General features: G+C 71.6%; 21 protein-coding genes and 4 pseudogenes. 16 read left to right on the top strand and 9 right to left on the bottom strand.

The annotated features are described in order from the left end of the window. The 6 genes and pseudogenes from AC2A1K_RS31760 to AC2A1K_RS31785 all read left to right on the top strand — a co-directional run. Positions 1-103: pseudogene (locus AC2A1K_RS31760) on the top strand (IS982 family transposase); the annotation flags it as partial. 26 nt (positions 104-129) lie between these two features. Then, positions 130-1,197 (top strand): annotated as a pseudogene (locus tag AC2A1K_RS31765) (IS110 family transposase); the annotation flags it as partial. 30 nt (positions 1,198-1,227) lie between these two features. After that, a complete protein-coding gene (locus AC2A1K_RS31770; protein ID WP_483900353.1) occupies positions 1,228-1,782 on the top strand; it encodes a TIGR03086 family metal-binding protein in 555 nt (184 codons plus the stop codon). 120 nt (positions 1,783-1,902) lie between these two features. Further along, positions 1,903-2,274: an ArsR/SmtB family transcription factor gene (locus tag AC2A1K_RS31775; protein WP_483900354.1), complete on the top strand. Its 372-nt coding sequence runs from the start codon at positions 1,903-1,905 to the stop codon at positions 2,272-2,274. Beyond that, positions 2,271-2,747, top strand: a complete 477-nt coding sequence (locus tag AC2A1K_RS31780) for an SRPBCC family protein (protein ID WP_483900355.1) — start codon at positions 2,271-2,273, stop codon at positions 2,745-2,747. The genes AC2A1K_RS31775 and AC2A1K_RS31780 overlap by 4 nt, the downstream gene beginning before the upstream one ends. Beyond that, complete coding sequence (locus AC2A1K_RS31785) at positions 2,744-3,376, top strand: maleylpyruvate isomerase family mycothiol-dependent enzyme (protein ID WP_483900356.1); 633 nt, start codon at positions 2,744-2,746, stop codon at positions 3,374-3,376. Before AC2A1K_RS31780 ends, AC2A1K_RS31785 begins: the two co-directional genes overlap by 4 nt. 284 nt (positions 3,377-3,660) lie before the next feature. Here the strand turns inward: AC2A1K_RS31785 and AC2A1K_RS31790 are convergent. From AC2A1K_RS31790 to AC2A1K_RS31800, 3 genes and pseudogenes are all read right to left on the bottom strand, one after another. Continuing rightward, positions 3,661-3,894: pseudogene (locus AC2A1K_RS31790) on the bottom strand (SRPBCC family protein); the annotation flags it as partial. Positions 3,895-4,055: 161 nt separating this feature from the next. After that, entirely contained in the window at positions 4,056-4,448 is a 393-nt protein-coding gene (locus tag AC2A1K_RS31795; RefSeq protein WP_483900357.1) for a PIN domain-containing protein, read from the bottom strand. Next, positions 4,445-4,744 (bottom strand): hypothetical protein, encoded by a 300-nt coding sequence (locus AC2A1K_RS31800; protein WP_483900358.1) that lies wholly within the window; start codon positions 4,742-4,744, stop codon positions 4,445-4,447. Before AC2A1K_RS31800 ends, AC2A1K_RS31795 begins: the two co-directional genes overlap by 4 nt. Positions 4,745-5,209: 465 nt before the next feature. Between AC2A1K_RS31800 and AC2A1K_RS31805 the strand changes: the two genes are divergently transcribed. From AC2A1K_RS31805 to AC2A1K_RS31820, 4 genes are all read left to right on the top strand, one after another. After that, positions 5,210-6,235, top strand: a complete 1,026-nt coding sequence (locus tag AC2A1K_RS31805; protein ID WP_483900359.1) for a hypothetical protein — start codon at positions 5,210-5,212, stop codon at positions 6,233-6,235. A gap of 260 nt (positions 6,236-6,495) precedes the next feature. Next, the gene (locus tag AC2A1K_RS31810; protein ID WP_483900360.1) at positions 6,496-7,602 is read left to right on the top strand and encodes an SNIPE associated domain-containing protein; all 1,107 of its coding nucleotides are present in this window, start codon (positions 6,496-6,498) and stop codon (positions 7,600-7,602) included. Between the two features lie 138 nt (positions 7,603-7,740). Then, positions 7,741-7,935: a hypothetical protein gene (locus AC2A1K_RS31815; RefSeq protein ID WP_483900361.1), complete on the top strand. Its 195-nt coding sequence runs from the start codon at positions 7,741-7,743 to the stop codon at positions 7,933-7,935. A 125-nt stretch (positions 7,936-8,060) separates the two neighbouring features. Continuing rightward, entirely contained in the window at positions 8,061-8,738 is a 678-nt protein-coding gene (locus AC2A1K_RS31820) for a hypothetical protein (protein ID WP_483900362.1), read from the top strand. 132 nt (positions 8,739-8,870) lie between these two features. On the opposite strand, the gene AC2A1K_RS31825 is transcribed toward AC2A1K_RS31820, so the two are convergent. The 4 genes and pseudogenes from AC2A1K_RS31825 to AC2A1K_RS31840 all read right to left on the bottom strand — a co-directional run bounded on the left by AC2A1K_RS31825 (position 8,871) and on the right by AC2A1K_RS31840 (position 11,479). Beyond that, positions 8,871-9,158, bottom strand: coding sequence for an acyl-CoA dehydrogenase family protein (locus AC2A1K_RS31825; protein WP_483900386.1), 288 nt, complete (start codon positions 9,156-9,158; stop codon positions 8,871-8,873). Between the two features lie 373 nt (positions 9,159-9,531). Next, a pseudogene (locus AC2A1K_RS31830) lies at positions 9,532-9,861 on the bottom strand (acyl-CoA dehydrogenase family protein); the annotation flags it as partial. Then, positions 9,855-10,253 carry an acyl-CoA dehydrogenase N-terminal domain-containing protein gene (locus tag AC2A1K_RS31835; RefSeq protein WP_483900363.1) on the bottom strand — a complete coding sequence of 133 codons (399 nt, stop codon included), beginning with the start codon at positions 10,251-10,253 and terminating at the stop codon, positions 9,855-9,857. The gene AC2A1K_RS31835 and the pseudogene AC2A1K_RS31830, both read right to left, overlap by 7 nt. 2 nt (positions 10,254-10,255) lie before the next feature. Further along, the gene (locus tag AC2A1K_RS31840) at positions 10,256-11,479 is read right to left on the bottom strand and encodes a cytochrome P450 (protein WP_483900364.1); all 1,224 of its coding nucleotides are present in this window, start codon (positions 11,477-11,479) and stop codon (positions 10,256-10,258) included. A 257-nt stretch (positions 11,480-11,736) separates the two neighbouring features. Here AC2A1K_RS31840 and AC2A1K_RS31845 point away from each other — a divergent pair, with 257 nt between their 5' ends. The 3 genes from AC2A1K_RS31845 to AC2A1K_RS31855 are packed head-to-tail and all read left to right on the top strand — an operon-like array spanning position 11,737 to position 16,608. Continuing rightward, entirely contained in the window at positions 11,737-13,512 is a 1,776-nt protein-coding gene (locus AC2A1K_RS31845; RefSeq protein ID WP_483900365.1) for a flavin-containing monooxygenase, read from the top strand. Next, positions 13,509-15,164 (top strand): flavin-containing monooxygenase, encoded by a 1,656-nt coding sequence (locus AC2A1K_RS31850; protein ID WP_483900366.1) that lies wholly within the window; start codon positions 13,509-13,511, stop codon positions 15,162-15,164. Before AC2A1K_RS31845 ends, AC2A1K_RS31850 begins: the two co-directional genes overlap by 4 nt. Positions 15,165-15,174: 10 nt before the next feature. After that, positions 15,175-16,608 carry an aldehyde dehydrogenase family protein gene (locus tag AC2A1K_RS31855; protein ID WP_483900367.1) on the top strand — a complete coding sequence of 478 codons (1,434 nt, stop codon included), beginning with the start codon at positions 15,175-15,177 and terminating at the stop codon, positions 16,606-16,608. Between the two features lie 12 nt (positions 16,609-16,620). On the opposite strand, the gene AC2A1K_RS31860 is transcribed toward AC2A1K_RS31855, so the two are convergent. After that, the gene (locus AC2A1K_RS31860; RefSeq protein ID WP_483900368.1) at positions 16,621-17,592 is read right to left on the bottom strand and encodes a cyclase family protein; all 972 of its coding nucleotides are present in this window, start codon (positions 17,590-17,592) and stop codon (positions 16,621-16,623) included. 116 nt (positions 17,593-17,708) lie between these two features. On the opposite strand from AC2A1K_RS31860, the gene AC2A1K_RS31865 reads away from it, so the two are divergent. From AC2A1K_RS31865 to AC2A1K_RS31875, 3 genes are read left to right on the top strand one after another with little or no spacing between them, the layout of a single operon-like run. Next, complete coding sequence (locus AC2A1K_RS31865) at positions 17,709-18,761, top strand: hypothetical protein (protein WP_483900369.1); 1,053 nt, start codon at positions 17,709-17,711, stop codon at positions 18,759-18,761. Beyond that, positions 18,758-19,687 carry an SDR family NAD(P)-dependent oxidoreductase gene (locus AC2A1K_RS31870; protein ID WP_483900370.1) on the top strand — a complete coding sequence of 310 codons (930 nt, stop codon included), beginning with the start codon at positions 18,758-18,760 and terminating at the stop codon, positions 19,685-19,687. The genes AC2A1K_RS31865 and AC2A1K_RS31870 overlap by 4 nt, the downstream gene beginning before the upstream one ends. Then, positions 19,684-20,610: an alpha/beta hydrolase gene (locus AC2A1K_RS31875; RefSeq protein ID WP_483900371.1), complete on the top strand. Its 927-nt coding sequence runs from the start codon at positions 19,684-19,686 to the stop codon at positions 20,608-20,610. Before AC2A1K_RS31870 ends, AC2A1K_RS31875 begins: the two co-directional genes overlap by 4 nt. Positions 20,611-20,620: 10 nt before the next feature. Here AC2A1K_RS31875 and AC2A1K_RS31880 read toward each other — a convergent pair whose 3' ends face one another. Continuing rightward, the gene (locus AC2A1K_RS31880) at positions 20,621-21,394 is read right to left on the bottom strand and encodes an IclR family transcriptional regulator (RefSeq protein ID WP_483900372.1); all 774 of its coding nucleotides are present in this window, start codon (positions 21,392-21,394) and stop codon (positions 20,621-20,623) included. Positions 21,395-21,465: the final 71 nt, after the last annotated feature.

Below are 21,465 nucleotides of genomic sequence, written 5' to 3' on the forward strand. Positions count from 1 at the left end.
CGCACGCGTCGCCCAACGCCTCCTGGCCATGACCGCCGCCATCTGGCACAACCGAGCCACCGGCCAGCCCCTGACCCGATCACTGATCGCCTACGACCACTGATCGGGTTCGGACTTACTCGTCTAGCGCCCGAGCAGGTGCTGGTCGGGATCGAGACCGACCGCGGGCCGTGGGTGGCGGCGCTGGTCGCGGCCGGTTACACCGTCTACGCGGTCAACCCGATGCAGGTCGCGCGCTACCGCGAGCGCCACGGCACCTCGGGAGCCAAGAGCGACGCGCGCGACGCGCACGCCCTGGCCGACATGGTGCGCACCGACGCCCACCAGCTGCGCGCCGTGGCCGGCGACAGTCCAGAGGTCGAGGCGATCAAGCTGACCGCGAGGGCGCACCAGAACCTGATCTGGGACCGGCACCGGCAGGTGATGCGGCTGCGCGCAGCGCTGCGCGACTACTTCCCCGCCGCGCTGGAGGCCTTCGACGACCTCACCGCCCCCGAAGCACTCGAGCTGCTCGCCCTCGCGCCCGACCCGAGCGCGGCGGCGAGGCTGTCGCGCTCGCGGATCACCGCCGCGCTGACCCGCGCCCGCCGCCACCACGCCGCGACCAAGGCCGAGGCCTTCCAGGCGGTGTTGCGCGCCGAGCAGCTCACCCACCAGCCGGCCGCGCTGGTGGCCGGCTACGCCGCCACCGTCAAGGCGGCGGTCGCGATCATCGGGGTGTTCAACACGCAGATCGCCGCGCTGCAGGGGCAGGTGGAGCAGCATTTTGGCCACCACCGGGACGTCGAGATCTACCGCAGCCAGCCCGGCCTCGGTGAAGTCCTCGGCGCCCGGGTGCCCGGCGAGTTCGGCGACGACCCCACCCGCTACACCGGCGCCCGCGCGCGCAAGAACTACGCCGGCAACAGCCCGGTCACCCGCGCCTCGGGCAAGAAGAAGACCGTGATCGCCCGCTGGGTGCGCAACACCCGCCTGGCCGACCCCCTGCACCAGCAGGCGTTCTCCGCCCTGACCGCCTCCCCCGGCGCGAACGCCTACTACCGCGCCCTGCGCGCCCGCGGCACCGGGCACCACGCCGCCCTGCGCCAGCTCTCCAACCGGCTCGTGGGCATCCTGCACGGCTGCTTGAGGAACCGGACCCTCTACGACGAACACACCGCCTGGGGACACCATCAGAACGATCGACAAGCCGCATGAGGGCGCCCGACTTCTCGTAGCGTCGGGTCCATGCCCGAGCTTGACGTGCTCGACGTCGCGGTGGACGAGTTCCGCCATCGGCTCGCGCTGGTCGACGATACCCAGTGGAGCGATCCCACTCCATGCGACGACTGGACCGTCCGCGACCTTGTCGGACACGTCGTCGCCGGCAACAGGCTCGCCGTCTCGCTGCTCACCGGTAACCGACCAACGCTGCACGACCGGGACGAGGCACAGACGGCTGCTGGCCTCGCCGCGGAGTGCAGCCGCACCCTCGATCACCAGCGCGCTGCGTTCGAGGGCGCTGATGCCGCCCTCGACGTCGCGCACCCAGCGGGCCGGATCACGGTGTCGCAGTTCGTGATCTACAAGGCGGCCGACATCGCCGTCCACGCGTGGGACCTCGCCCGGGCGATCGGAGCGGACGAACAGCTGCCCGACGAGCTCGTCGAGCACGCCCTGACGCCCTACGCGCAATGGGTGGCCACTCTGAGCACCGAGGGCATGTTCGGTGACGGCCCGAGCGACTACCAACCCGAGCGGACGCAAGATCACGTGCTCGACCAACTCGGGCGGCGACCGTGAGGACGCGGAACCCTCTCCCTTGACACCGAAACGGCATGGGATGTCCTGAGCGCCTTCGTCGCGTGTGAACACGTCTCCGGGGCCACCGCTTCGTTGTCGGTCGCTCTAGACTTACCGTTCGTGCCAGGTTACCGAGATGCCGGTCTGGGGTTGCTGGGCGACCCCATGCGCCGCGCAATCTTCGAGACGCTGGCGCGCCGGCCCAGCTCGGTCGGTGAACTCGCCGAGCAACTGCCGATCAGTCGGCCGGCCGTGTCGCAGCACCTCAAGGCCATGAAGGACGGCGGCCTGGTCGTCGCCCACGCCGAGGGCACGCGGCGCATCTACCGGCTCAACCCGCAGGCCGTCGCCGCACTGCGGTCCTGGCTCGACGGGGTGTGGGAGCACGCCCTCGCCGACTTTCACAAGTTCGCTGAACAGACCGTCGCCGACGAGCGCCGCCACCTACCCGACGACGACCACACCGACGACTCCACCAAGGGGAAGCCATGAGCACGCCGATCCCGGCGATCGAGGGCAAGACCACCGTCAACGTCAGCCGTGAGCGAGCCTTCGAGCTGTTCACCGGCCACTTCGGGACGTGGTGGCCCCGGCAGTACCACATCGGCGCCGCCGAGGTCGCCGATGTGGTCCTGGAGCCCCAGGAGGGCGGACGGTGGTTCGAGCGCGGCGTCGACGGCAGCGAATGCGACTGGGGCCGCGTGCTGACCCGGGAGCCCCCGGAGCGCATCGTGTTCACCTGGCAGATCGGCGGCGACTGGCAGTTCGACCCGGACCCGTCCCACGCCAGCGAGATCGAGGTCCACTTCCACGCCGACGGCCCGGAGCAGACGACCATCGAGGTCGAGCAGCGCCACTTCGAGCGCCTCGTCGGCGGCGAGGGTGTCTACGGCGCCATCGAGCACGGCGGTGGCGGGTGGCTCGCGCTGCTCGCGGCCTACTCCCGGATGGTGGAGAGCCAGTGACCACCCCGGACCCGATGCAGCTCGCCCAGGACGACCGCGCCGAGTTGGCCGACTTCCTGGCCAGGCTCACCCCCGAACAGTGGGACGCGCCCACGCTGTGCCACCGCTGGAGCGTTCGCGACGTCGTCGCCCACGTCATCAGCTACGACGACCTCGGACCGGTCGGCTTCGTCGGGCGCTTCGCGGCGGGCCGGTTCAACCCCGACCAGGTCAACCAGGTCGGCGTCGACCAGTACGCCCAGCTCACCCCCGACGAGCTGCTCGCCGAGCTAGAGGACCACCTGCGACCTGCCGGTCTGACCGCGCGGTTCGGCGGCCGGATCGGACTGGTCGACGGTTTGATCCACCACCAGGACATCCGCCGAGCCCTCGACGCCCCGCGTGAGGTCCCCGCCGAGCGGCTCGCCGCCACCCTGCCCTTCGCCAAGGTCGCCCCGCCGATTCGGGCATTCTCGCGGGTCCGGGGTCTGCGCCTGGTGGCCACCGACGTCGACTGGTCGTCCGGCAGCGGCCCGGTCGTCGAGGGTCCGGCGGAGCCGCTGCTGATGGTCATGGCTGGACGCGCGGACGCTCTCGAGGAGGTCACTGGCCCAGGAAAGGTGACGCTCGTCGGCCGCATGGCCAGCTGATCCACCGGCGCAGGACGGCGGAGCGGACTCTTCGGTGAGCCCGGTCGGCCTATCCGCCGCGGCTCGTGGCGACCGCAGCCTCCCTCCCGATGAGCCCAGGCAATGTGCTCGTTGTCGGTAGTTCCGTTCTTCGGACAGCCATGGAGGAGGCTCACGAGACGGTTGCCGAGCTGACGCCGGGCCGCGAAGTGGCTGACCCCGGACGGGAAGCTCGACGTAATGCGCCGCGCGCCGAGTGAGACGACCAGCGCCCGAACGGCACCCGCGCGACCACCCGTTGGGCCGGCTTGCTCGAGCAACAGGCGGGTGCCGTGACCTTCGGAGGCCAGGGTCCAGGTCAAGGTCCGGTGGGCGAAGGTGTGGACGAGCCGTGCAGGTTCGTCGACCTCGAGGACGCGGCACGGCACCTGCCCCCAGCCCGGCATCGCGAGGTGGAACTCGTGTCCGACCTCGGCGGCGATGTCTCCGGGAACCCACCAACGCGCGAGCGCCTCTCGGGGTCGGTGATCGCTCGCCACACCTTGGTCGGTGGGGCAGCCACGTACTGGTCCACCTCGAAGACGGAGCGGGCGGTATCAGGCATCGGGGTCCTCGTTCTCGACGAAGTCGGTCAGGTCGTGGAGTCGAGTCGACGTCGGGAACCCACACCGACGCTCTCGGTCAAGTCTCACGAGACCGCCTACGGCCTGGGCAGGTTGAGCCCGACGTCCGGGGCGAGCCGGCGTAGCCGGGCGGGGTCGGTGGTCAGCGCCGGCCACCCGCGAGTGGTGGCCACATGCACGACATGCCCAGCAAGCACGTCGAACACACCGTCACCGGCGGCGGCGAGCAGCTGCTCCACTGCGGCCGGCTCGGCCGCGGTCATGTCCTTGACCATGATCGAGGGGTGGGCGCGAACATCGTCGAGGTCGGCCGCTGCGCCGGGGTGCAGGGCGAGTACCTCGGTGAACGCCAGTTGCGGGACGTAGAGCGAGGACGCCATCGCATGGGCGGTTTCCAGCCACGCCCCCGCCTCGAGGTTGCCGCGCGCCAGGGCCGCGAGGGCGGAGCCGTCGAGGACCTTCCCGATCACCGGGACATCATCGAGCGGCCACCGACCAGGAACCCTCCGGGCGTCGGTCGGCTCGGGTGGCTGATGGCCGGATCGGCGACGAGGTGGCGCTGGCGAACCACGTCGTCGCCGGGCCACTCGGCACCGAAGCCGGCGTAGGCGCGCCGGAAGTGCTCCAGGGTGGGAGCCCCGAAGCGGGCCGCGCGGCGCGCCGCGAACGCGCGAGCCCGCTCGTCGTCGGATGCGTCGGGCGCCGGGCGGGGAGGAAGGCCGTCGTCCCCGCCCCCGTCGCGGCTCGCGGCGCGCTGCTCCGTCATGACCGACACGTAGACGGTTGCCTTCGCGCGTTGCATCCGTCGGCAACCCCGTTCGGCTGTGAACAGCGCTGATCGGCATCGGGCCGGAGCCGAAACCGAGGATGGGCCTGCCACGAACCCGCGCGGGCGACGCCGTTGCGCTACCTGCCTGGGCCGTTGCTGGCGGGCAGGGACGCAGGGGCGAGCTGGCGGGCGCGTCGTTGGGCATGGTGAAAGGACATCGTTGGGCGATTGCTCGTGCCTCCGCCCCTCGGTGCTGAGTCTGGGGCCGCGTGACTGTCCCAGGACCGACGGCCCTGTCGCCCTTCTCGGCGACGTCGGCCGGTCCCGTCAGGGTCCGATCGGCGTTGTCGTATCGTCTTTGATCGACTGTGCGCTCGCCGCCGAGCTGATCGACAACGACCTACCTGGACCGCAGGGGGGTCGGCGCGGTACGCCGCGGCCTCGAGCGGAAGGTGGCGTCGCATGGGTCCAGGCTGGCTCTCGGGCACGGCGAGGAATCCCACCGTCCACTTCGACATGGTGGCCGGCCCGATGCCACGAGGCGTCCTCGGGCTGGGAGACCCGAACGTCCACCGGATCGACGGGCGCTGGACGCTCTTCCTCGGGGGCTTCTCGACGAGCTTCCGCAACCGGCTCTACCGGGCGGAGCTCGTCGACGCGGCGACCGGGCCGGGCGGTCGCTGGCGGCTGGTCACCGACGCGCGCGGCATGCACACGCCCAGCTACGTCGGGCCCGTGGCCGGCCACGGCGCTCGGATCTACTACACGGGCCGGACCTCGAAGGAGCACTACGGCCCGGGGAGCCGCTACGCGATCGGCGTCCTGGAGCTGCGGGACGGCGCGTGGGTGCGACACCCCGAGCCCGTCGTCGTCGGGGAGGCCCCGCGGCTCAGCGCCCTCGAGCCACGCGTCGTCCACTCCGACGGGACCTACCGGCTCTGGTACCAGGCCGACCCGCACGAGATCGGTCCCGGCGAGCTCCCCGACTACGAGATCCGGTGCGTCGAGAGCGTGAACGGAATCGACGGGTGGTCCGCGCCGAAGGTCTTCTCCGACCCCGTCGAGGGCTTCTTCGACAACGCGATCGCCTTCGACGGACGCCAGTGGTGCATGGTCCTCTCGCGCGGCTCGAACCTGCACGCCGAGAAGGACTTCCCGCCACAGGGCCTGTGGTGGTCGACGTGCCCGACCGCCAGCCCCGACCGTGGTGACTGGTCGCAGCCGCACCGTCTCGTCGACACCGACGCGCCCGACACCCCGGATTGGGCGGGGCGGGGCACCTACGGCCCCGGCCTCGCCGCCCTCGCACCCGGCCGTGCGACAGTCCTGTTCACCACCACCAGGTCGACACCGCCGTGGTGGCGGCTCGCGGCCCGGAGGCTGCGCCAGCTCCGCGTCCCTCCCGTTCCCGCACCGTTCTACCTGTCGGTCGGCTCCCTCGAGATCGACTACGCCGATCCGTCGGTGCCCGAGTCGCCGGGATCGTGATGGTCCGCCGTGCCACGGTCACCGCGGCACGGGCCCGGTGACGGCGTGCTCGCCGGCCAGGCGGGCGCCGGCGAGGGGGCAGACGCTGAAGGGGCGCCGGGGGCTCGCCGGCGCCCCGGAGCCGCAAGGGCGACCCGCTTCGCCTGATCGGGGACTCCGGCACCGGCAAGTCCCGCCTGCTCATCGGGTTGGGTTCTGCGGCCGCCCGGCAGGGCTGCGGGACGTTTCTCCGACTGAACCGCCGACTCGGTGCTCTGACTGTGGTCGAGCTACCGGAGCAGGCCGACCGCGCACGACAGGAGTCCGAGGCCCAGCGGCGCCGAGCCAAAGTCGAGCTCGATTCCTTCCGAGCCGAACTGGCGACGGTCAAGGCGGAGTTGCAGGACGCGAAGCAGTCGGTCGTGGAAACTCGGGAGGCCGCGCCGCTCCAAGAGGTGGGTCTCTACCAGTACCACCACCCGCTCGACGATGCGCTGGCCTACAAGGCCGAGCTCGCCAAGGTGCGGGACCTGATGAAGGCCATGAACCTCAACGACGGGGGCGCTGTCACCGGTGCCACGGACTGGACGGTCAATGGGTCGGTCGCGCAGGGCCGAGCGATGGTCCGGGAGACCTCGGCGTGCGACAGGCTGAACAAGGTCGTCGCGACCATCGAGAAGCTCGGGAAGACGGTGCACATCCGCGTCACTCCCCAATACCACGCCCTGCGGCTGCGGGAGCTCAGCCTCACGGCGGACTACCTGGAGAAGGTGGCGCGGGAGAAGGAGATCGAGCGTGAGCGGTCCCGCCTCGAGAAGGAGCGCCAGCACTACCTCAACGCCCTGAGCAAGCTTGGTGACTCGGGAGATGCGGAAGCCATCGAGCGTCTGCCCTCCGAGCTCGCTGAGATCGACGCCGCGATCGAAGACGTGGACTACCGGGCGGCCAACATCCGCGCCGGTTATGTGTACGTCATCAGCCGCGAGCTCGGGGACGCGTCCGTCCCGTTCCGGTTCGACGTGCATGCGCTCTCTCGACAGATCACCTCGACGTGGTGTGCGGAGCGCGCGCGCCCCTGGACCCGCTCGGCACGGGTCGCTTCGTGCGGGTCTCGCTCGCCAATGGTTCGGCGACCCCGATGCCGACCCCGGGGTACGACCGGGCCCACGCCTTCGTGGCCGCGCTCGCCGACGGCTCCATCCTGGCGTGTTCGGGCAGCGGAACGGCGATCGGCTCGGCAGGCGTGCCCGTCGAGTACCTCGCCCGGACCTGCGAGCTGTTCGACCCCGCCGAGGGCACATGGCGACCGCTCGGTCGGCTCGCCGTCCCCCACATCAGCCTCGACCGTGCCGGCGAGTGCCTGGCGGTGCTCGACGTGGACGCCCTGATGGTCGGCGGCAGCGACCAGACCGACACCTACACCGACGTCGTCGAGCACTTCTCGGCGTCGACGGAACGGTGCACGACGCGCGCCTCTTCCCGACCGTCGCGACCTCCACACGACGACGAGGCTCGACTCGGACACCGTGCTCGTCATCGGCGGAGAGAGTGAGGCCGGTGTCCGGGCGGACGGCTACACCTACGACGTCACCACCGACCTGTGGAGCCCGCTCGACGCGATGAACCGGCCACGACTGGGTCACGCCGCTGTCGTCCTCCCGGACAATTCCGTGCTGGTCATCGGCGGAGCCGAGGACGGGAGCTGCGAACTCCTCGCGTGACGGCAGGGGCGGAAGCGGCCGACGGTAACGGCAGACAGGACGATTGCGACATCTGCGGCGTGACCCGTCACGCCGGGGAGCGGCCCCGACACACGCCGCACGCTGATGCGCTCGACGCCCCGACCGTGAACCTCGCAGTCCAGGGCCCGCCGATCCAGGCGCAGCCTCCCGCTGCCTGGGGCCATCCGCCGGCGCCGCCCCAGGCGCCGCCTCCGTCGTCTGCGAACGGGTGGGCGATCGCCGCTCTCGTCCTCGGGCTGGTGACGCTGGGCCTGTCGCCGCTGCCGGTGCTCAACCAGGGCGGCATCCTCGCCGGGCTGGTCGGCATCGGCATCGGCATTGCCGCGGTGATCGTCGGCCGTCGGCGCGGCAGCCGCGTGGTGATGGCCTCGGTAGGCCTGGGGCTGTCGGTCCTCGGGGTCATCCTCTCGTTCGTCTTCACCGAGATGTACGTCCGCGAGCTGGACCGCGCGTTCACCGACGTGGGGCTGCCGAACGTGTCGGAGCCCTACGCTGCCGGCCCCCGGACGTACACGCTCGAGGTGACAAGCACAGGACTCGATTCCCTGTCGAGTGTCAACTGGACGAACTCCACGGGCGGGATGGACTCCGAGCGCGATCGGACGTCGCCGTGGCGGCAGACGGTGACGATCACCGACAGGTCGGGCGCCATGGTCTCCGGCGGTGGGTGGGTCGACAGCGGTAGCGCCGAGCTCACCTGCACGATCCGCGAGGGCGACCGTGTGGTGGACACGCAGACGGTCCGGGGCCAGTACGTCAACGTCAGCTGCGATACCTACTGAGTGAGCGCACACCACCCGAGGCCACCCGCGCTCCGAGACGGCAGTGAGGGTGGGGCTCTGCGGCATCGTTGGCAGCAGATGCCTGGCACGACTTGGGCGCCTCCGGCAGGAAACGAACCTGCGGCACCGGCTCTAGGAGGACCGCCGACCGTCGCCCGCCATGGCCACCGTGCGGCCGAGGAGGTCGGCGGCCTGGATGCCGTGGGTGCCCTCGTGGATCGGGTTGAGCCGGTTGTCCCGGTAGTGCTGTTCGACGTCGTACTCGCGGGTGTATCCGCATCCGCCGAGCACCTGGATGGCGAGGTCGTTGGCGACCGGGCCCCACTGTGAGGGCCAGCTCCTCGCGATCGGCGTCAGCGTTTCGAGCAGCAGGTGCGCTTCGTCCGGGTGCGGCCCCGTCTTCGCGTCGTCGACCAGCAGCGCGCAGTACGAACCAGTGCGAGGGCCCCTTCGGCGTACGCCTCTGTGCGAGCAGCATGCGGCGCACGTCGGCGTGGTCGACGATCGGGACCATCGGGCTGGTCGGGTCCTTGGCGCCGGCCGGTCGGCCCTGCGGGCGCTCGCGGGCGTCGTGGAGTGACTTGAGGTAGCCGGTGTGGGCGCCGGCGCCGGCGCCGACGGCGAGTCTGGCCTCGTTCATCATCGAGAACATGGCGGCGAGGCCGCGGCCCTCGACTCCGACCAGGTACCCGACCGCGCCGTCGTTCTCGCCGAGGTTGAGCAGGGTGTTGACGGTGCCGCGGTAGCCCATCTTGTGGTTGACGCCGGCGAGCGCGATGTCGTTGCGCTCGCCGTCAGGCAGGTACTTCGAGACGAGGAAGAGCGAGATGCCCTGCACCCCGGGCGGTGCGCCGGGGACCTTCGCGAGCACGAGGTGGACGACGTTCTCGCCGAGATCGTGGTCCCCTCCGGAGATCCACATCTTGGTGCCGAACAGGCGATACGATCCGTCGGAGTGGGGCTCGGCGCGAGTCGTGATGTCGGCGAGCGACGAGCCCGCCTGCGGTTCGGACAGGCACATGGTCCCGTGCGCGCGGTCTTCGAGCATCGCGGGCACGTACCGCTCGACCTGCTCCTGTGTCCCGTGGGCGAGTAGCAGGTTCGCGTTGGCGACGGTCAACATCGCGTACGCCCAGGTTCCGGGTTGGCGGCGTGGAACCAGCTCTGCGCGGCGGTGCCGACGACGAAGGGCAGGGCGAGTCCGCCGGCGGCCTCGTGCATGGTCGCCGAGAGCAGGCCGGCGTCGGCGGCTGCCCGCAGCGCTGGCCCGACCTCGTCGTGGAGGACGACCCGGCCGCCGACGAACCGCGGTTCTTCGGTGTCGTTGCGCTTGTTGTGCGGCGCGAACCGCTCGGCCGCGATGTCGGCGGCGAGCTCCAGCAGGGCGTCGAACGTCTCGCGGGAGTGCTCGGCGTAGCGCTCTCGGCTCGTCAGCTCGGTGACGTCCAGCCAGTCGTGGAGCAGGAACTCCAGGTCCCGACGGGACAGGATCTGTTCGCGGTCGCCACGGGCCACCGTCAGAGCCGCTCGAGGATCGGGGTCTGGTGGACCCTCGTCCCGGGGGTGTAGCGCAGGGGGAGCACGGCGTAGCCGGCGTTGACGCACGCAAACACGTAGGACTCGGCCTCCTCGGCGACGACGCGGTAGTCCGGGACGCGGGTCAGGAACTCACGGATCACCGTTTGGAAGATCGCGCGCGCGAGGTGGGAGCCCAGGCAGCGGTGGATGCCCGAGCCGAAGGCGACGTGCCGGTTCTGCGTGCGGCCGAGGTCGACCTCCTCGGGATTCGGGAACTCCGCCGGGTCCCAGTTGGCCGCCCGGTACATGAACCACATGCGGTCGCCCCGGCGGATCGTCTGCCCACCGAGCTCGAAGTCGGCGGTCGCCGTCTTCGCGAGTCCGACCGCGGGGCTGACGTAGCGGAGGAACTCTTCGGTGGCGGTGCGGAGATACGCGTCGTCGGTGAGCAGGCGGTCCCGTTCCCGCGGCTTGTCCTCGAGATACCGGACAGCTCCCGCGAGCAACCCGGCCGTGGTGTCGAAACCGCCGACGAGGATGTCGTACACGAGGTCCTTGACCGTCTCGTCCGACAGGGGCTCCCCGTCGATGCGAGCCGTGATCAGGTCGTCGACCAGGCCCGATCCCGGCTCGAGGCGGCGGGCGGCGATCGTCTCCGAGAGCCGCTTCTGGATCCCGGGGATCCCCGCCTCGGAGTCCCCGCCGCCGGGCATGCCGGTGAAGGTCTGGTGGATGCGCTCGGCATAGAAGCGCCAGTCCGCCAGGGGCAGTCCCAGGATGTCGAGGGTGACCAGGGCCGTGACCGGGCTCCCGACCTGCATGACGAAGTCGGCTTCGCCGTCGGCGATCATGTGGTCGACGACCTCGGTGGCGTACCGCTGGATCATCGGCCGGCGCTGCTCGATGACCTTCGGGCTGAACGGCTTGGCGAGCAACCGGCGCAGGCCGTCCCACTCCGGCGGGTCGGCCTCGTTCGGCAGCGCCCGGTAGCCCTCCGCGGTCGGGATCGTGAGCCCGCCGCAGAGCTTTCCCGACTCGTCGGTGTACTTGACGGTCGAGTAGCGGTGCCGATCCCGCAGGGCCTCGCCCACGACGTCGTGACCGCTGATCACCCAGTGCCCGTCGTAGTTGTCGGTCCAGCGCACAGGGCATCCGCGTGCCTCGGCCTCGAAATCCGTGGTCCGTTCGCGGTACTCGGGGGAGTGGATGTCGATGCCGGTCATGCGTCCTCCTCGGCGCCTGCGATGCCACGCCGCGGTCGGACCCGATCGGTCCACTGTGCGGCACGTCGTTCCAGCGATGTGGGTCACATCGTCACGAGCACGCCCTGCTGTGTCAAACCCGATCCGCGGGCTCGTGCTCGAGGTGTTGACAGGCGTCCGCGGACGGAGCGAAAGTGCGTTACGCCACGATTGGAACGCCGTGCCGCTGTGCGGACCTGGTCGCCGCCGGCCCGTGGACGAGCCCGAAGGAGTCATCCATGACCGAGACCGCTCTCGTGGACGTGCCGCCGGATCACGGCGGTCCGGGCGACATCGCCCGCGCCTGGCTCGCCACGTTCGAGCGCGTCACGAACGCCGGGGATCTCGACGCGCTCGAGCCGCTGTTCGTCACGGACTGCTGGTGGCGCGACCTGCTGTGCGTCACGTGGGATCTCACCACCGCGCGGGGAGCGGCGGACATCCGCGAGAAGTACGGCAAGCACCTCGTCGCGACGGGGTTCCGCGACGTCGTCCCGGCCACCGACGTCCCTGTGACGACCGCCGACGGCGTCCTCACCGCGTTCGTCGACTTCCACACGACGCTCGCCCGGGGGCGCGGTGTTCTGCGCCTGATGCAGCAGGACGGCGCGTGGCGCGCTTTCACCCTGCTCACCGCGATGACGGAGCTCGTCGGCCACGAGGAGCAGCGCACGTCGGTGCACGACGCGGCGCGGGAGAAGCACAACCTGCCGGTGGAGCAGCGAGAGACCTGGACCCAGTACCGCGAACGTCAGCGCGAGTTCACCGACGCCGAGCCGACGGTCGTCGTGGTGGGGGCCGGGCACGCCGGGTTGAACCTCGCGGCGCGGCTCGGCCACCTCGGCGTCCCGACGCTCGTGCTGGAGCAGACCCCCCGGCTCGGTGACGTCTGGCGCAACCGCTACCACAACCTGTCCCTGCACGACACGAAGTGGTACGGCCAGATGGCGTACCTGCCGTTCCCCGACAACTGGCCGGTGTTCGCGCCCAAGGAGATGATCGCGGACTGGTTCGAGGCCTACGCATGGATCCTCCAGCTCAACGTGTGGACCGACAGCCAGGTGCGCCACGCCGCCTACGACGAGACCGCGGGCCGCTGGACGGTGACGGTGACCCGGGACGGGCGCGACCGCGAGCTCCACCCCGAGCACGTCGTCTTCGCGACGGGCGCCTTCGCCGGCGCTCCGGACGTCCCGGCGCTGCCCGGCTTGGAGTCGTTCGGCGGGCTCGCCGTCCACTCCAGCGCGCACGTCGGCGGCCGGGACCTCGCCGGGAAGAAGGTCGTCGTCGTGGGGACGGGCGCGAGTGCGCACGACGTCGCGCAGGACGCCCACGAGAGCGGCGCCGACGTCACGATGGTCCAGCGCGGCCCGACCTACGTCATCTCCAGCCAGTACGGCGTGCCGGCGATGCACGAGGCGCTCTACAGCGAGTCCAGCCCGCCGGTCGAGCAGTCCGACCTGATCAGCCTGTCGTTCCCCTGGCATCTGTTCCTGGAGACCGCGGGCCCGAGCGTGCAGCAGCTCGCCGAGATCGACAAGGAGCTGCTGGACGGGCTGCGTGACGCCGGGTTCCGCCTGAGCGACGGGATCAACGGGTCCGGCCTGTTCGGCCTGAGCCTCATCCGGGGCGGCGGCTACTACATCGACAAGGGCTGCTCGCGGCTCATCGCCGACCGCGAGATCGCCCTCCGGCACGGCGAGGTCGAGCGGTTCACGGCCGACGGCGTCGTCTACTCCGACGGCACCGAGGCCCCGGCCGATGTCGTCGTGTTCGCGACGGGGTGGCCGAACATGCGCGACACGATCCGCCCGATCGTCGGCGACGACGTCGCCGAGCAGCTCACCACGGTGTGGGGGCTGGACGAGCAGGGCGAGATCCGGGGTGCCTTCCGGCCCTCCGGCCACCCCCGGCTCTGGTTCATGGCGGGCGGCTTCCAGCAGTCCCGCTACGGCTCGAAGCTCCTCGCCCTGCAGATCAAGGCCGTAGTCGAGGGGCTGCACGAGTTCTCGTGACCGCGCCGCACACCACCACCGTCGAGGAGGGCTCCGTGCCGACCGAGGACGACCAGGACGGCCGCCACTACGACGTCGTCGTCGTCGGCGCCGGGATGGGCGGCATCTACGCGATCCACCGCTTCCGCTCGCAAGGGCTGTCGGTGCTGGGGATCGAGGGCGCGCCGGACGTCGGCGGGGTCTGGTACCACAACGCGTACCCGGGCGCCCGTGTCGACATCGAGAGTGCCAACTACTGCTACTTCTTCGATCCCGAGCTCTACCGGGAGTGGCGCTGGTCCGAGCGCTACGCGGCCCAGCCCGAGATCCTGGCCTACCTTCGCCACGTCGCGGACCGCTACGAGGTCCGCCCGCACATCGCCTTCGAGCAGTGGGTCGACGGCGCGCAGTGGGACCCGGAGGCGAACCGCTACCGCATCAGCACCGACGCTGGGCTCCGCGTCACCGCGCAGTTCCTCGTCATGACGACCGGCCAGCTCTCGCGAGCGCGCACTCCGGACTTCCCCGGGCTCGACGACTACCGCGGCGAGTGGTATCAGACCTCACACTGGCCCCACGAGCCGGTCGAGCTGGCCGGCCGGCGCGTCGGCGTGATCGGCACAGGATCGTCGGGGGTCCAGACGATCACCACGGTGGCGAAGGAGGCGGCGCACCTCCACGTCTTCCAGCGCACCCCCAACTACTCCGTTCCGGCCTACAACCGCCCGGCCGACCAGCGCAAGTACGAGCGCATGGCCTCGAACGTCGAGGAGGTCTACCAGGAGATCATGCACACGCCCGGCGGGCTGATCCTGCCGCCGAGCCGCGGCTCCTCGACGAACTACACCCCCGAGCAGATCCAGCAGATGCTCGAGGAGCGATGGGCGTTCGGCGGCCAGTCCCTGCTCTCGCTGTTCTCGGATCAGGGCATCGACCCGGACGTCAACGAGGTCGTGGCGGAGTTCGTCCGCACCAAGGTGCGGGAGACCGTGACGGACCCGGAGACGGCGGAACGCCTCGTTCCGAACTCCTACCCGATCGGCGTCCGGCGGCTCTGCATCGACACCGGGTACTACGACACGTTCAACCGGGAGAACGTGACCCTCGTCGACCTGCGCGAGGACCCGATCGAGCGACTCGTCCCCGAGGGCATCCGGCTGGCGAGCGGCCAGGTGGTCGAGCTCGACGTGGTGATCTTCGCGCTGGGGTTCGAGGCGTTCACCGGCGCCCTGGACGCCGCGGACATCCGCAACGAGCACGGCAGGCAGCCCAGTGAGAACTGGACCCGCGGCCCCCGGACCTTCCTCGGTCTCACCACGACCGGGTTCCCCAACCTGTTCCTCGTCACCGGGCCGGCGAGCCCCTCGGTCCTCGCGAACATGAACGTCGCGAACGTGCAGCACGTGGACTTCGTCGGTGACCTCGTCGCGCACATGCGCGAGCACGGCTACGAACGCGTGGAGCCGACCGTCGAGGCGCAGGACGAGTGGACCGCGCACGTCGCCTCGCTCGCCGAGCCGATGCTCCGCCGCAAGATCGACAACTACATGGTGCACGTCAACCAGGACGACGGCACCCGCGTCTTCATCCCGTACCCCGGAGGGTTCGGGGACTACGTCCGGCGCTGCGAGGCCGTGGCGGCCGACGGCTACGCCGGTTTCGACTTCAAGTAGGAGCGCGATCGTGGAGACCTCGTACCAGCCGTTCGTCGACGGAGCCCCGGTCCCGGCCTCCGGCGGGACCTTCACGACCTGGAACCCGGCGGACGGCGAGGTGCTCGCCGAGGTCGGTCGGGGACTCGCCGCCGACGTCGACGCGGCGGTCCGGTCGGCTGAGGGGGCCTGGCCGGGCTGGGCGCGCACCCGGGCCTCCGAGCGCGGACGCATCCTGCTGCGCCTGGCGGCGGTGCTCCGGGAGAACGCCGACGAGCTGGCGCGGCTGGAGACCCTCGACAACGGCCAGGCCCTGGCGCAGTCCCGCGGGGACGTCGAGACGGCCGCCAGGTACTTCGAGTTCTTCGGCGGCGGGGCGGACAAGCTGCTCGGCGAGACGATCCCGCTGGGCCCCGACTACCTCTCCTACACGCTGCACGAGCCGTTCGGCGTGGTCGGCTTCGTGCTGCCGTGGAACGCGCCGCTGCAGCAGGCGGCCCGCGGACTGGCTCCGGCCCTGGCGGCTGGAAACGTCGGTGTGGTCAAGCCCGCCGAGGACACGCCGCTCACCACCGTGGAGCTCGCCCGGCTCGCGCTCGAGGCCGGGCTGCCCGCCGGTGTGCTCAACGTGGTGACCGGCTACGGCGACGAGGCGGGCGCCGCCCTCGTCGAGCACCCGGGCGTTCGCAAGATCGCCTTCACGGGCTCGGTGGACACCGGTTCCCTCATCGCCCGCACCGCCTCGCAGCGCCTCGTGCCGCTCACCCTGGAGCTGGGCGGGAAGTCGCCGAACATCGTGTTCCCGGACGCCGACCTCGACGCCGTCGCGCGCAGCTCCTGGATCGGGTTCACGCTCAAGTCCGGCCAGGTCTGTTCGGCGGGCACCCGGTTGCTGGTGCACGCCGACGTCTACGACGACGTCGTCGAGCGCCTGGCCGCGCGGGCCGCCTCGGCGACGCTGGCGCCGGGCCTCGAGGACCCCGATCTCGGGCCGCTGGCCACGGCGGCGCAGTTCGAGAAGGTCCGGGGCTACCTCGAGCTCGGGGTGGAGGAGGGGGCCAAGGTCGCCGCCGGCGGCGGTGTACCGGCGGACGCGTCGCTGCGGGCCGGCCACTTCGTCCAGCCCACGATCTTCACCGAGGTCGAGAACTCCATGCGGATCGCGCAGGAAGAGATCTTCGGTCCGGTGCTGTGTGCCATCCGGTTCACCGACGACGAGCAGGCCGTCCGGATCGCGAACGACACCCGCTACGGGCTCGCCGCCGGCGTGTGGACGTCCGATCTCTCCCGCGCCCACCGTGTCGCCGGGGCGCTGCAGTCCGGTCAGGTCTTCGTGAACGAGTACTTCGCCGGCGGCGTCGAGACGCCCTTCGGCGGGTTCAAGTCCAGTGGCTACGGCCGGGAGAAGGGATTCGAGGCGCTGCGGCACTACACCCAGACGAAGACCGTCACCGTGCGGGTGTGACCCCGCCGCGCCTCACTTGATCGCCTGCGGGTTCAGGGGCGACCCCACCGCGCCCGTGACCATCAGCGGTGCGGCGCTCAGGAAGAACTCGTACACGCCGTCGGCGGCGCAGTCGGCGGCGAGGGCCTCCATGTCCCACATCTCACCGAGGTAGACACCCGCGTTCACGAGGAGCACGACGTGCAGCGGAGACATCAGGTCCGGGGTCTCGAAGGGGATGGCCTCGACCCCCCAGGTGTCGGTGGCGACGGCGGTCACCTCCCGGTCGCAGAGGAACTCGGCGGTGCTGAGGCCGAGGCCGGGGGCGGGCCCGCCCGCGAAGTCCCCCCAGTCCCCGCCGGCGCGGCGCCGCTGCAGGTGGCCGGTCCGGACCAGCACGAAGTCTCCCGTGGACACCTCGACGCCCTGGGCCTCGGCGCACGCCGCGAGGTCCTCGGCCTGGATCGCGTCGCCGGGATCGAGGGCGTCCCGCTCCAGATGGCGTGCGACGTCGAGCAGCACCCCGCGGCCCACGGCACGGTCGGCGAGGTTGGTGATGCTGTTGTGGGCGGCCCCGTCCAGCGTCGTGACGCTCTCGGCGCCGCGCCCGCCGTAGGTGACGCCGTCGTAGAAGAAGTGCGGAAAGGCGTCCCACTGGGTGGAGCACTGAAGGGGGAGGTAGACGGCGTCGTCGGACGCCCGCTGCAGGCCCCCGTCCTCCCGGCCGGGCAGCGGGTCGTGCGGGGTCCGCAGCATGACGTGCTGCGGGTTGACCCGAGGCCCGCCCCCGCGCATCGGACCGTGCCGGTCGAGGGGGAGGGCGAGGGAGAACACCGCCCCGCGCCGGATCAGCCGGCCGGCGGCCGCGACCCGCTCCGGGGTCACGTGGTTGGCCGCGCCCCTCTCGTCGTCCTCGCCCCACCGGCCCCAGGTCCGGTAGCGGCGCGCGAGGTCGTCGACGGTCGCGCGGCTGTGCCCGCGCCGCTGGAGGCTCTCGGAGGGCATCGGTGCTCCCGGCTCGGCGAGGTTGACAGGGCGGGGCGACCTTTCCACACTTCAGCCACTTCCGGCACGGTGTTCCGAACAACGGAACAAACAGGCGTCGAGGACAGGGGAGCTCCATGACGGAGGCGCGCGGGAGCGCCGTGGCGAGCCCGGCCGAGGCCCGCGCGGAGCTCGAGGACATCCGCCGGCGCGCGGTCGCCTGGTTGCTCGACCGGATCGGTCCCGGGGGCGAGCCGGCCTTCGCGACTGAGCACAACGGCTACTACCGGCTGCCCTGGACGCTCGCGCTGGCGGGGGAGCGGGGCGCCGCCGCCGAGGTTCTCGGGTGGATCGAGCGCGAGGCCCTGACCGACGAGGGCGACCTCCGCGAGGGCGTCCCCCGCGCGGCGTGGACCGCGATGGCCGCCACCTACCCGTTGAGCATCATCGCCCACGGCGCCTGGGCCCTCGAGCGCTACGACATTGCCCGTGCGGTCTGGGACGCCCTGCTCCCGCTGCAGGACCCGCGGTCCGGCGGTGCGTACTGGGAACGGCCGGAGGCCCGGACGACCGGCCGCCAGCTCCTGTTCCCCACCGCGCAACTCGGGATGACCGCTCTCTACACCGGCCACCGCGAGGTCGCCGACGGGGTGTACGGGTGGTTCGCCGCCCTGCTGGACGCCCAGCCGGACCTCCCGCGCCGCTTCTACGTGGCCCGCGACGCGGGCGGTCTGGTCACTGACGTCGCCGAGGAGGACTCCTACAACCTCGTCGTCGACTTCTCGCTGCCTCGGCAGGCCTTCCACAACCCCGGGGTCGGAGCGGCCTTCCTCGCGAGGTACGGGGCCGCGACCGGCCGAGCCGAGGCCGTGCGCGCCGCCCGCGACCTGCTGCGCCTGCACGACGGGGCCACCGAGGAGCAGTACCGCTTCACCGAGTCCACCGGGGTCTGCAAGCTCGGCCTGGGCGCCGCGGCGGTGCACGACGTGGCCCCGGACCGCGGTCTCGTGGCGCACCTGCTGCGGATGACCGCGTGGTACCGCGACTCGCAGGACGCGGCCGGTTGGTGGGCCCAGCGGACCCGGCTGCGCCCCGAGCCGAAGGAATTCCACATCGTCGAGAAGACCGCAGAGCACGTCGTGTGGATCTCCGCGATGATCACTGCCCTGAGCAGGGAGGACACGGGATGACAGAGACCGGCCGCGCGGCCATCGTGACCGGCGCCGCGCAGGGCATCGGGCGCGCGGAGGCGGAACGCCTCATCGCCTCGGGTGCGGTGGTGGTGCTCAACGATGTCGACGCCGAGTTGCTCGACAGGACCGTCGCGGAGCTGGGCGGCCCGGAGGTCGCCGTGGCGGTCCCCGGCGACGTCGCCCGGCCCGAGACCGCGCGTGAGCTCGTGGCGGCGGCGACCGCCGGGGGCCGCTTCCTGGAGAGCGTGGTGGCCAACGCCGCGGTGCTCCGCACCGGGATGATCTACGACCTCGACGACGAGGACTTCGGTGACGTGGTCTCGGCGACCCTCGGCGGGTCCTTCTGGCTCGCCCGCGAGGCGGCGCGCCACTGGCGTGACCGGGTCCGCAGCGGCGCCGACGCCCGACCGGCGAGCCTGGTCCTCACGACCTCACGCGCCGCGGTCCTGGCCAACCCAGGTCAGACCAGCTACGCGGCGGCCAAGGCCGGCGTCGCGGTGATGGCGCAGACCCTCGCCCGCGAGCTGCGCGCCTTCGGCGTGCGCGTCAACGCCGTCGCGCCGCGGGCCTACACGAAGATGATGCGTGATGGGGTGGGCGACTTCGATCCGGCCGCGCTCGAGGAGTGGTCCCCCTCGTACGTGGGCCGCTTCGTCGAGTTCCTCTGCGGCCCGGCGGCGCACGGGGTCACCGGCCAGCTGTTCGTGGTTCACGGCTGGCACGTCTCGCTCGTGCGCACCTGGGAGGTGTCCGAGGCCGTCGACATCGACTGGCCCGCCGGCCACCAGGACGTGGCGGCTCGAGTCACCGGTCTCTTCGGGGCGGAGCCGACGGCGATCCCGGACTTCCAGGTCGACGACCTCCCCCTCGCGAGGATAGACACGGCATCCCCCTTCGCCGTGGAGAGGGCGGACGCCCGATGAGCACCCTGGACCCCGGCGTCGCCTCATTCCTCGCCCTCCCCGCCGTGGCGAGCCGCGAGCAGACCTTCGGCGCCGGTCCCTGGGACGCGGCGACGATCCGGCGGATCGCCGACGGCCTGCGGGCCGCCCCCTCGCCGGAGCCGTCGTCGGTGCCCGTGCACGAGGTCGCCGACCTCGAGGTCGAGGGCGTGCCCGTGCGCCTCTACCGGCCCGGCCCGGCGCAGGGCCTGCCGGTCGTCGTCTACTTCCACGGCGGTGGCTGGGTGTTCGGCGACCTGGAGACCCACGACCATCCGTGCCGGGTCATGGCGAACGAGGGCCGCGCCCTCGTGGTCAGCGTCGACTACGGCCTCGCGCCCGAGCACCCGTTCCCGCATCCCGTTCACGAGTGCGCCGCGGTGACCCGCGCGATCGTCAAGCAGGCCGAGGTGCTCGGTGGCGACCCGGAGCGTCTGGTCCTCGCCGGCGGGAGCTCGGGCGGGGCCCTGGCCGTGGCCGTCGCCCTCCGCGAGCCGGACCTCGCGCCCCGCGGCCTGGCCCTCGTGTATCCGCCGCTGGACGCCACGACCGCCCTGCCGTCGTACGAGGCCAACGCCCACGGCTACAACCTCTCGGCCGCGGAGATGCGGTTCTACTGGGCGGCGTACGCCGGCGACGCCGATCCCCGGGATCCGCTGCTCTCGCCCCTGCACGCGCCCGACCTCGGCGGGCTGCCGCCGACCCTGGTCATGACCGCGGAGTTCGACGTGCTCCGCGACGACGGCGAGGAGTTCGCGCACCGGCTGGCCGACGCGGCCGTGCCGGTGGACCTGCGTCGCTACGAGGGCCAGATCCACGGTTTCCTCGGCCTCCGCGCCGTGACACCCGCGGCCGATCACGCCCTCGTCGAGATCGGGCGGTGGCTCCGCGGCCGCGTCGGGTGAGGGAGCGGGGTCAGTGCCGCTCCGGCGACACGGGCCCGAGGGCATCGGTGAGTTCACGGGCCCACCCGCCGTAGGTCTCGTCGAGATCCTCCCGGTACCGGCTCAAGGGGATCGAGATCGTCATGGCGGCGACGGCGGACCCGTCGCGGCTGAGGATCGGGGCCGAGATGGACGCGACCTCCTGCCGCCACTCGCCGACGTTGACCGCGAAGCCCCGCTCCCGCACGCGGGTGAGGCGCTCCAGGATGGCCTCGGCGTCGGTCACCGTGCGATCGGTGTAGGTGGCGAGCGTCCCGGACACGATCTCCTTCGCGCGGCCCTCGGGCTGGTGGGCCAGGATGGCCTGCCCGCTCGCCGTTGCGTGCAACGGGGAACGGGTGCCGACCTGGACGAAGGCGCGGACCGGCTGCGACGAGTCGAGGCGGTGGATCACCAGCCCGCAGTCGTCGTCGAGCGCCACCAGGTGGATGGTCTCCCCGGTCCGTCGTCGCAGCTCGTCCATCGCGGTCTCGGCGTGGTCGCGCAGCGAGAACTCGCCGAAGGCGTGGAGAGCGACCCCCAGCATCCGCGAGGTCAGCTCCCACCGGGTGAGGTCGCCGCTGACCGGGCGCAGCCAGCCGGCGTCGGCCAGGGTGCGCAGGGCGCGCTGGACCGAGGTCTTCGGCAGCGTCACCTCCCGCGCGAGCTGGGAGACGCCGATGGGCTGGTGTCGGCCGACGAGCTCGAGGATCCGCAGCGCGTTGAGCACGCTCTGGATCGAGCCGCCGCTGCCGGGCTCGTTCATGGGGCCTCCGAGGCCGGGGACTCCGACAAGGATGCGCCATTGTGCCGTACCGCGGAACGAGGTTCCCCTCG

It is taken from the genome of Actinomycetospora sp. 2LY8.5 (genome assembly GCF_057180585.1).

Coding starts and splice junctions, on each gene's coding strand:
- AC2A1K_RS31770 (WP_483900353.1), top strand. CDS start 1,228: ATGCCCGAGCTTGACGTGCTCGACGTCGCGGTGGACGAGTTCCGCCAT.
- AC2A1K_RS31780 (WP_483900355.1), top strand. CDS start 2,271: ATGAGCACGCCGATCCCGGCGATCGAGGGCAAGACCACCGTCAACGTC.
- AC2A1K_RS31800 (WP_483900358.1), bottom strand. CDS start 4,744: ATGACGGAGCAGCGCGCCGCGAGCCGCGACGGGGGCGGGGACGACGGC.
- AC2A1K_RS31805 (WP_483900359.1), top strand. CDS start 5,210: ATGGGTCCAGGCTGGCTCTCGGGCACGGCGAGGAATCCCACCGTCCAC.
- AC2A1K_RS31840 (WP_483900364.1), bottom strand. CDS start 11,479: ATGACCGGCATCGACATCCACTCCCCCGAGTACCGCGAACGGACCACG.
- AC2A1K_RS31845 (WP_483900365.1), top strand. CDS start 11,737: ATGACCGAGACCGCTCTCGTGGACGTGCCGCCGGATCACGGCGGTCCG.
- AC2A1K_RS31860 (WP_483900368.1), bottom strand. CDS start 17,592: ATGCCCTCCGAGAGCCTCCAGCGGCGCGGGCACAGCCGCGCGACCGTC.
- AC2A1K_RS31865 (WP_483900369.1), top strand. CDS start 17,709: ATGACGGAGGCGCGCGGGAGCGCCGTGGCGAGCCCGGCCGAGGCCCGC.
- AC2A1K_RS31870 (WP_483900370.1), top strand. CDS start 18,758: ATGACAGAGACCGGCCGCGCGGCCATCGTGACCGGCGCCGCGCAGGGC.
- AC2A1K_RS31875 (WP_483900371.1), top strand. CDS start 19,684: ATGAGCACCCTGGACCCCGGCGTCGCCTCATTCCTCGCCCTCCCCGCC.
- AC2A1K_RS31880 (WP_483900372.1), bottom strand. CDS start 21,394: ATGAACGAGCCCGGCAGCGGCGGCTCGATCCAGAGCGTGCTCAACGCG.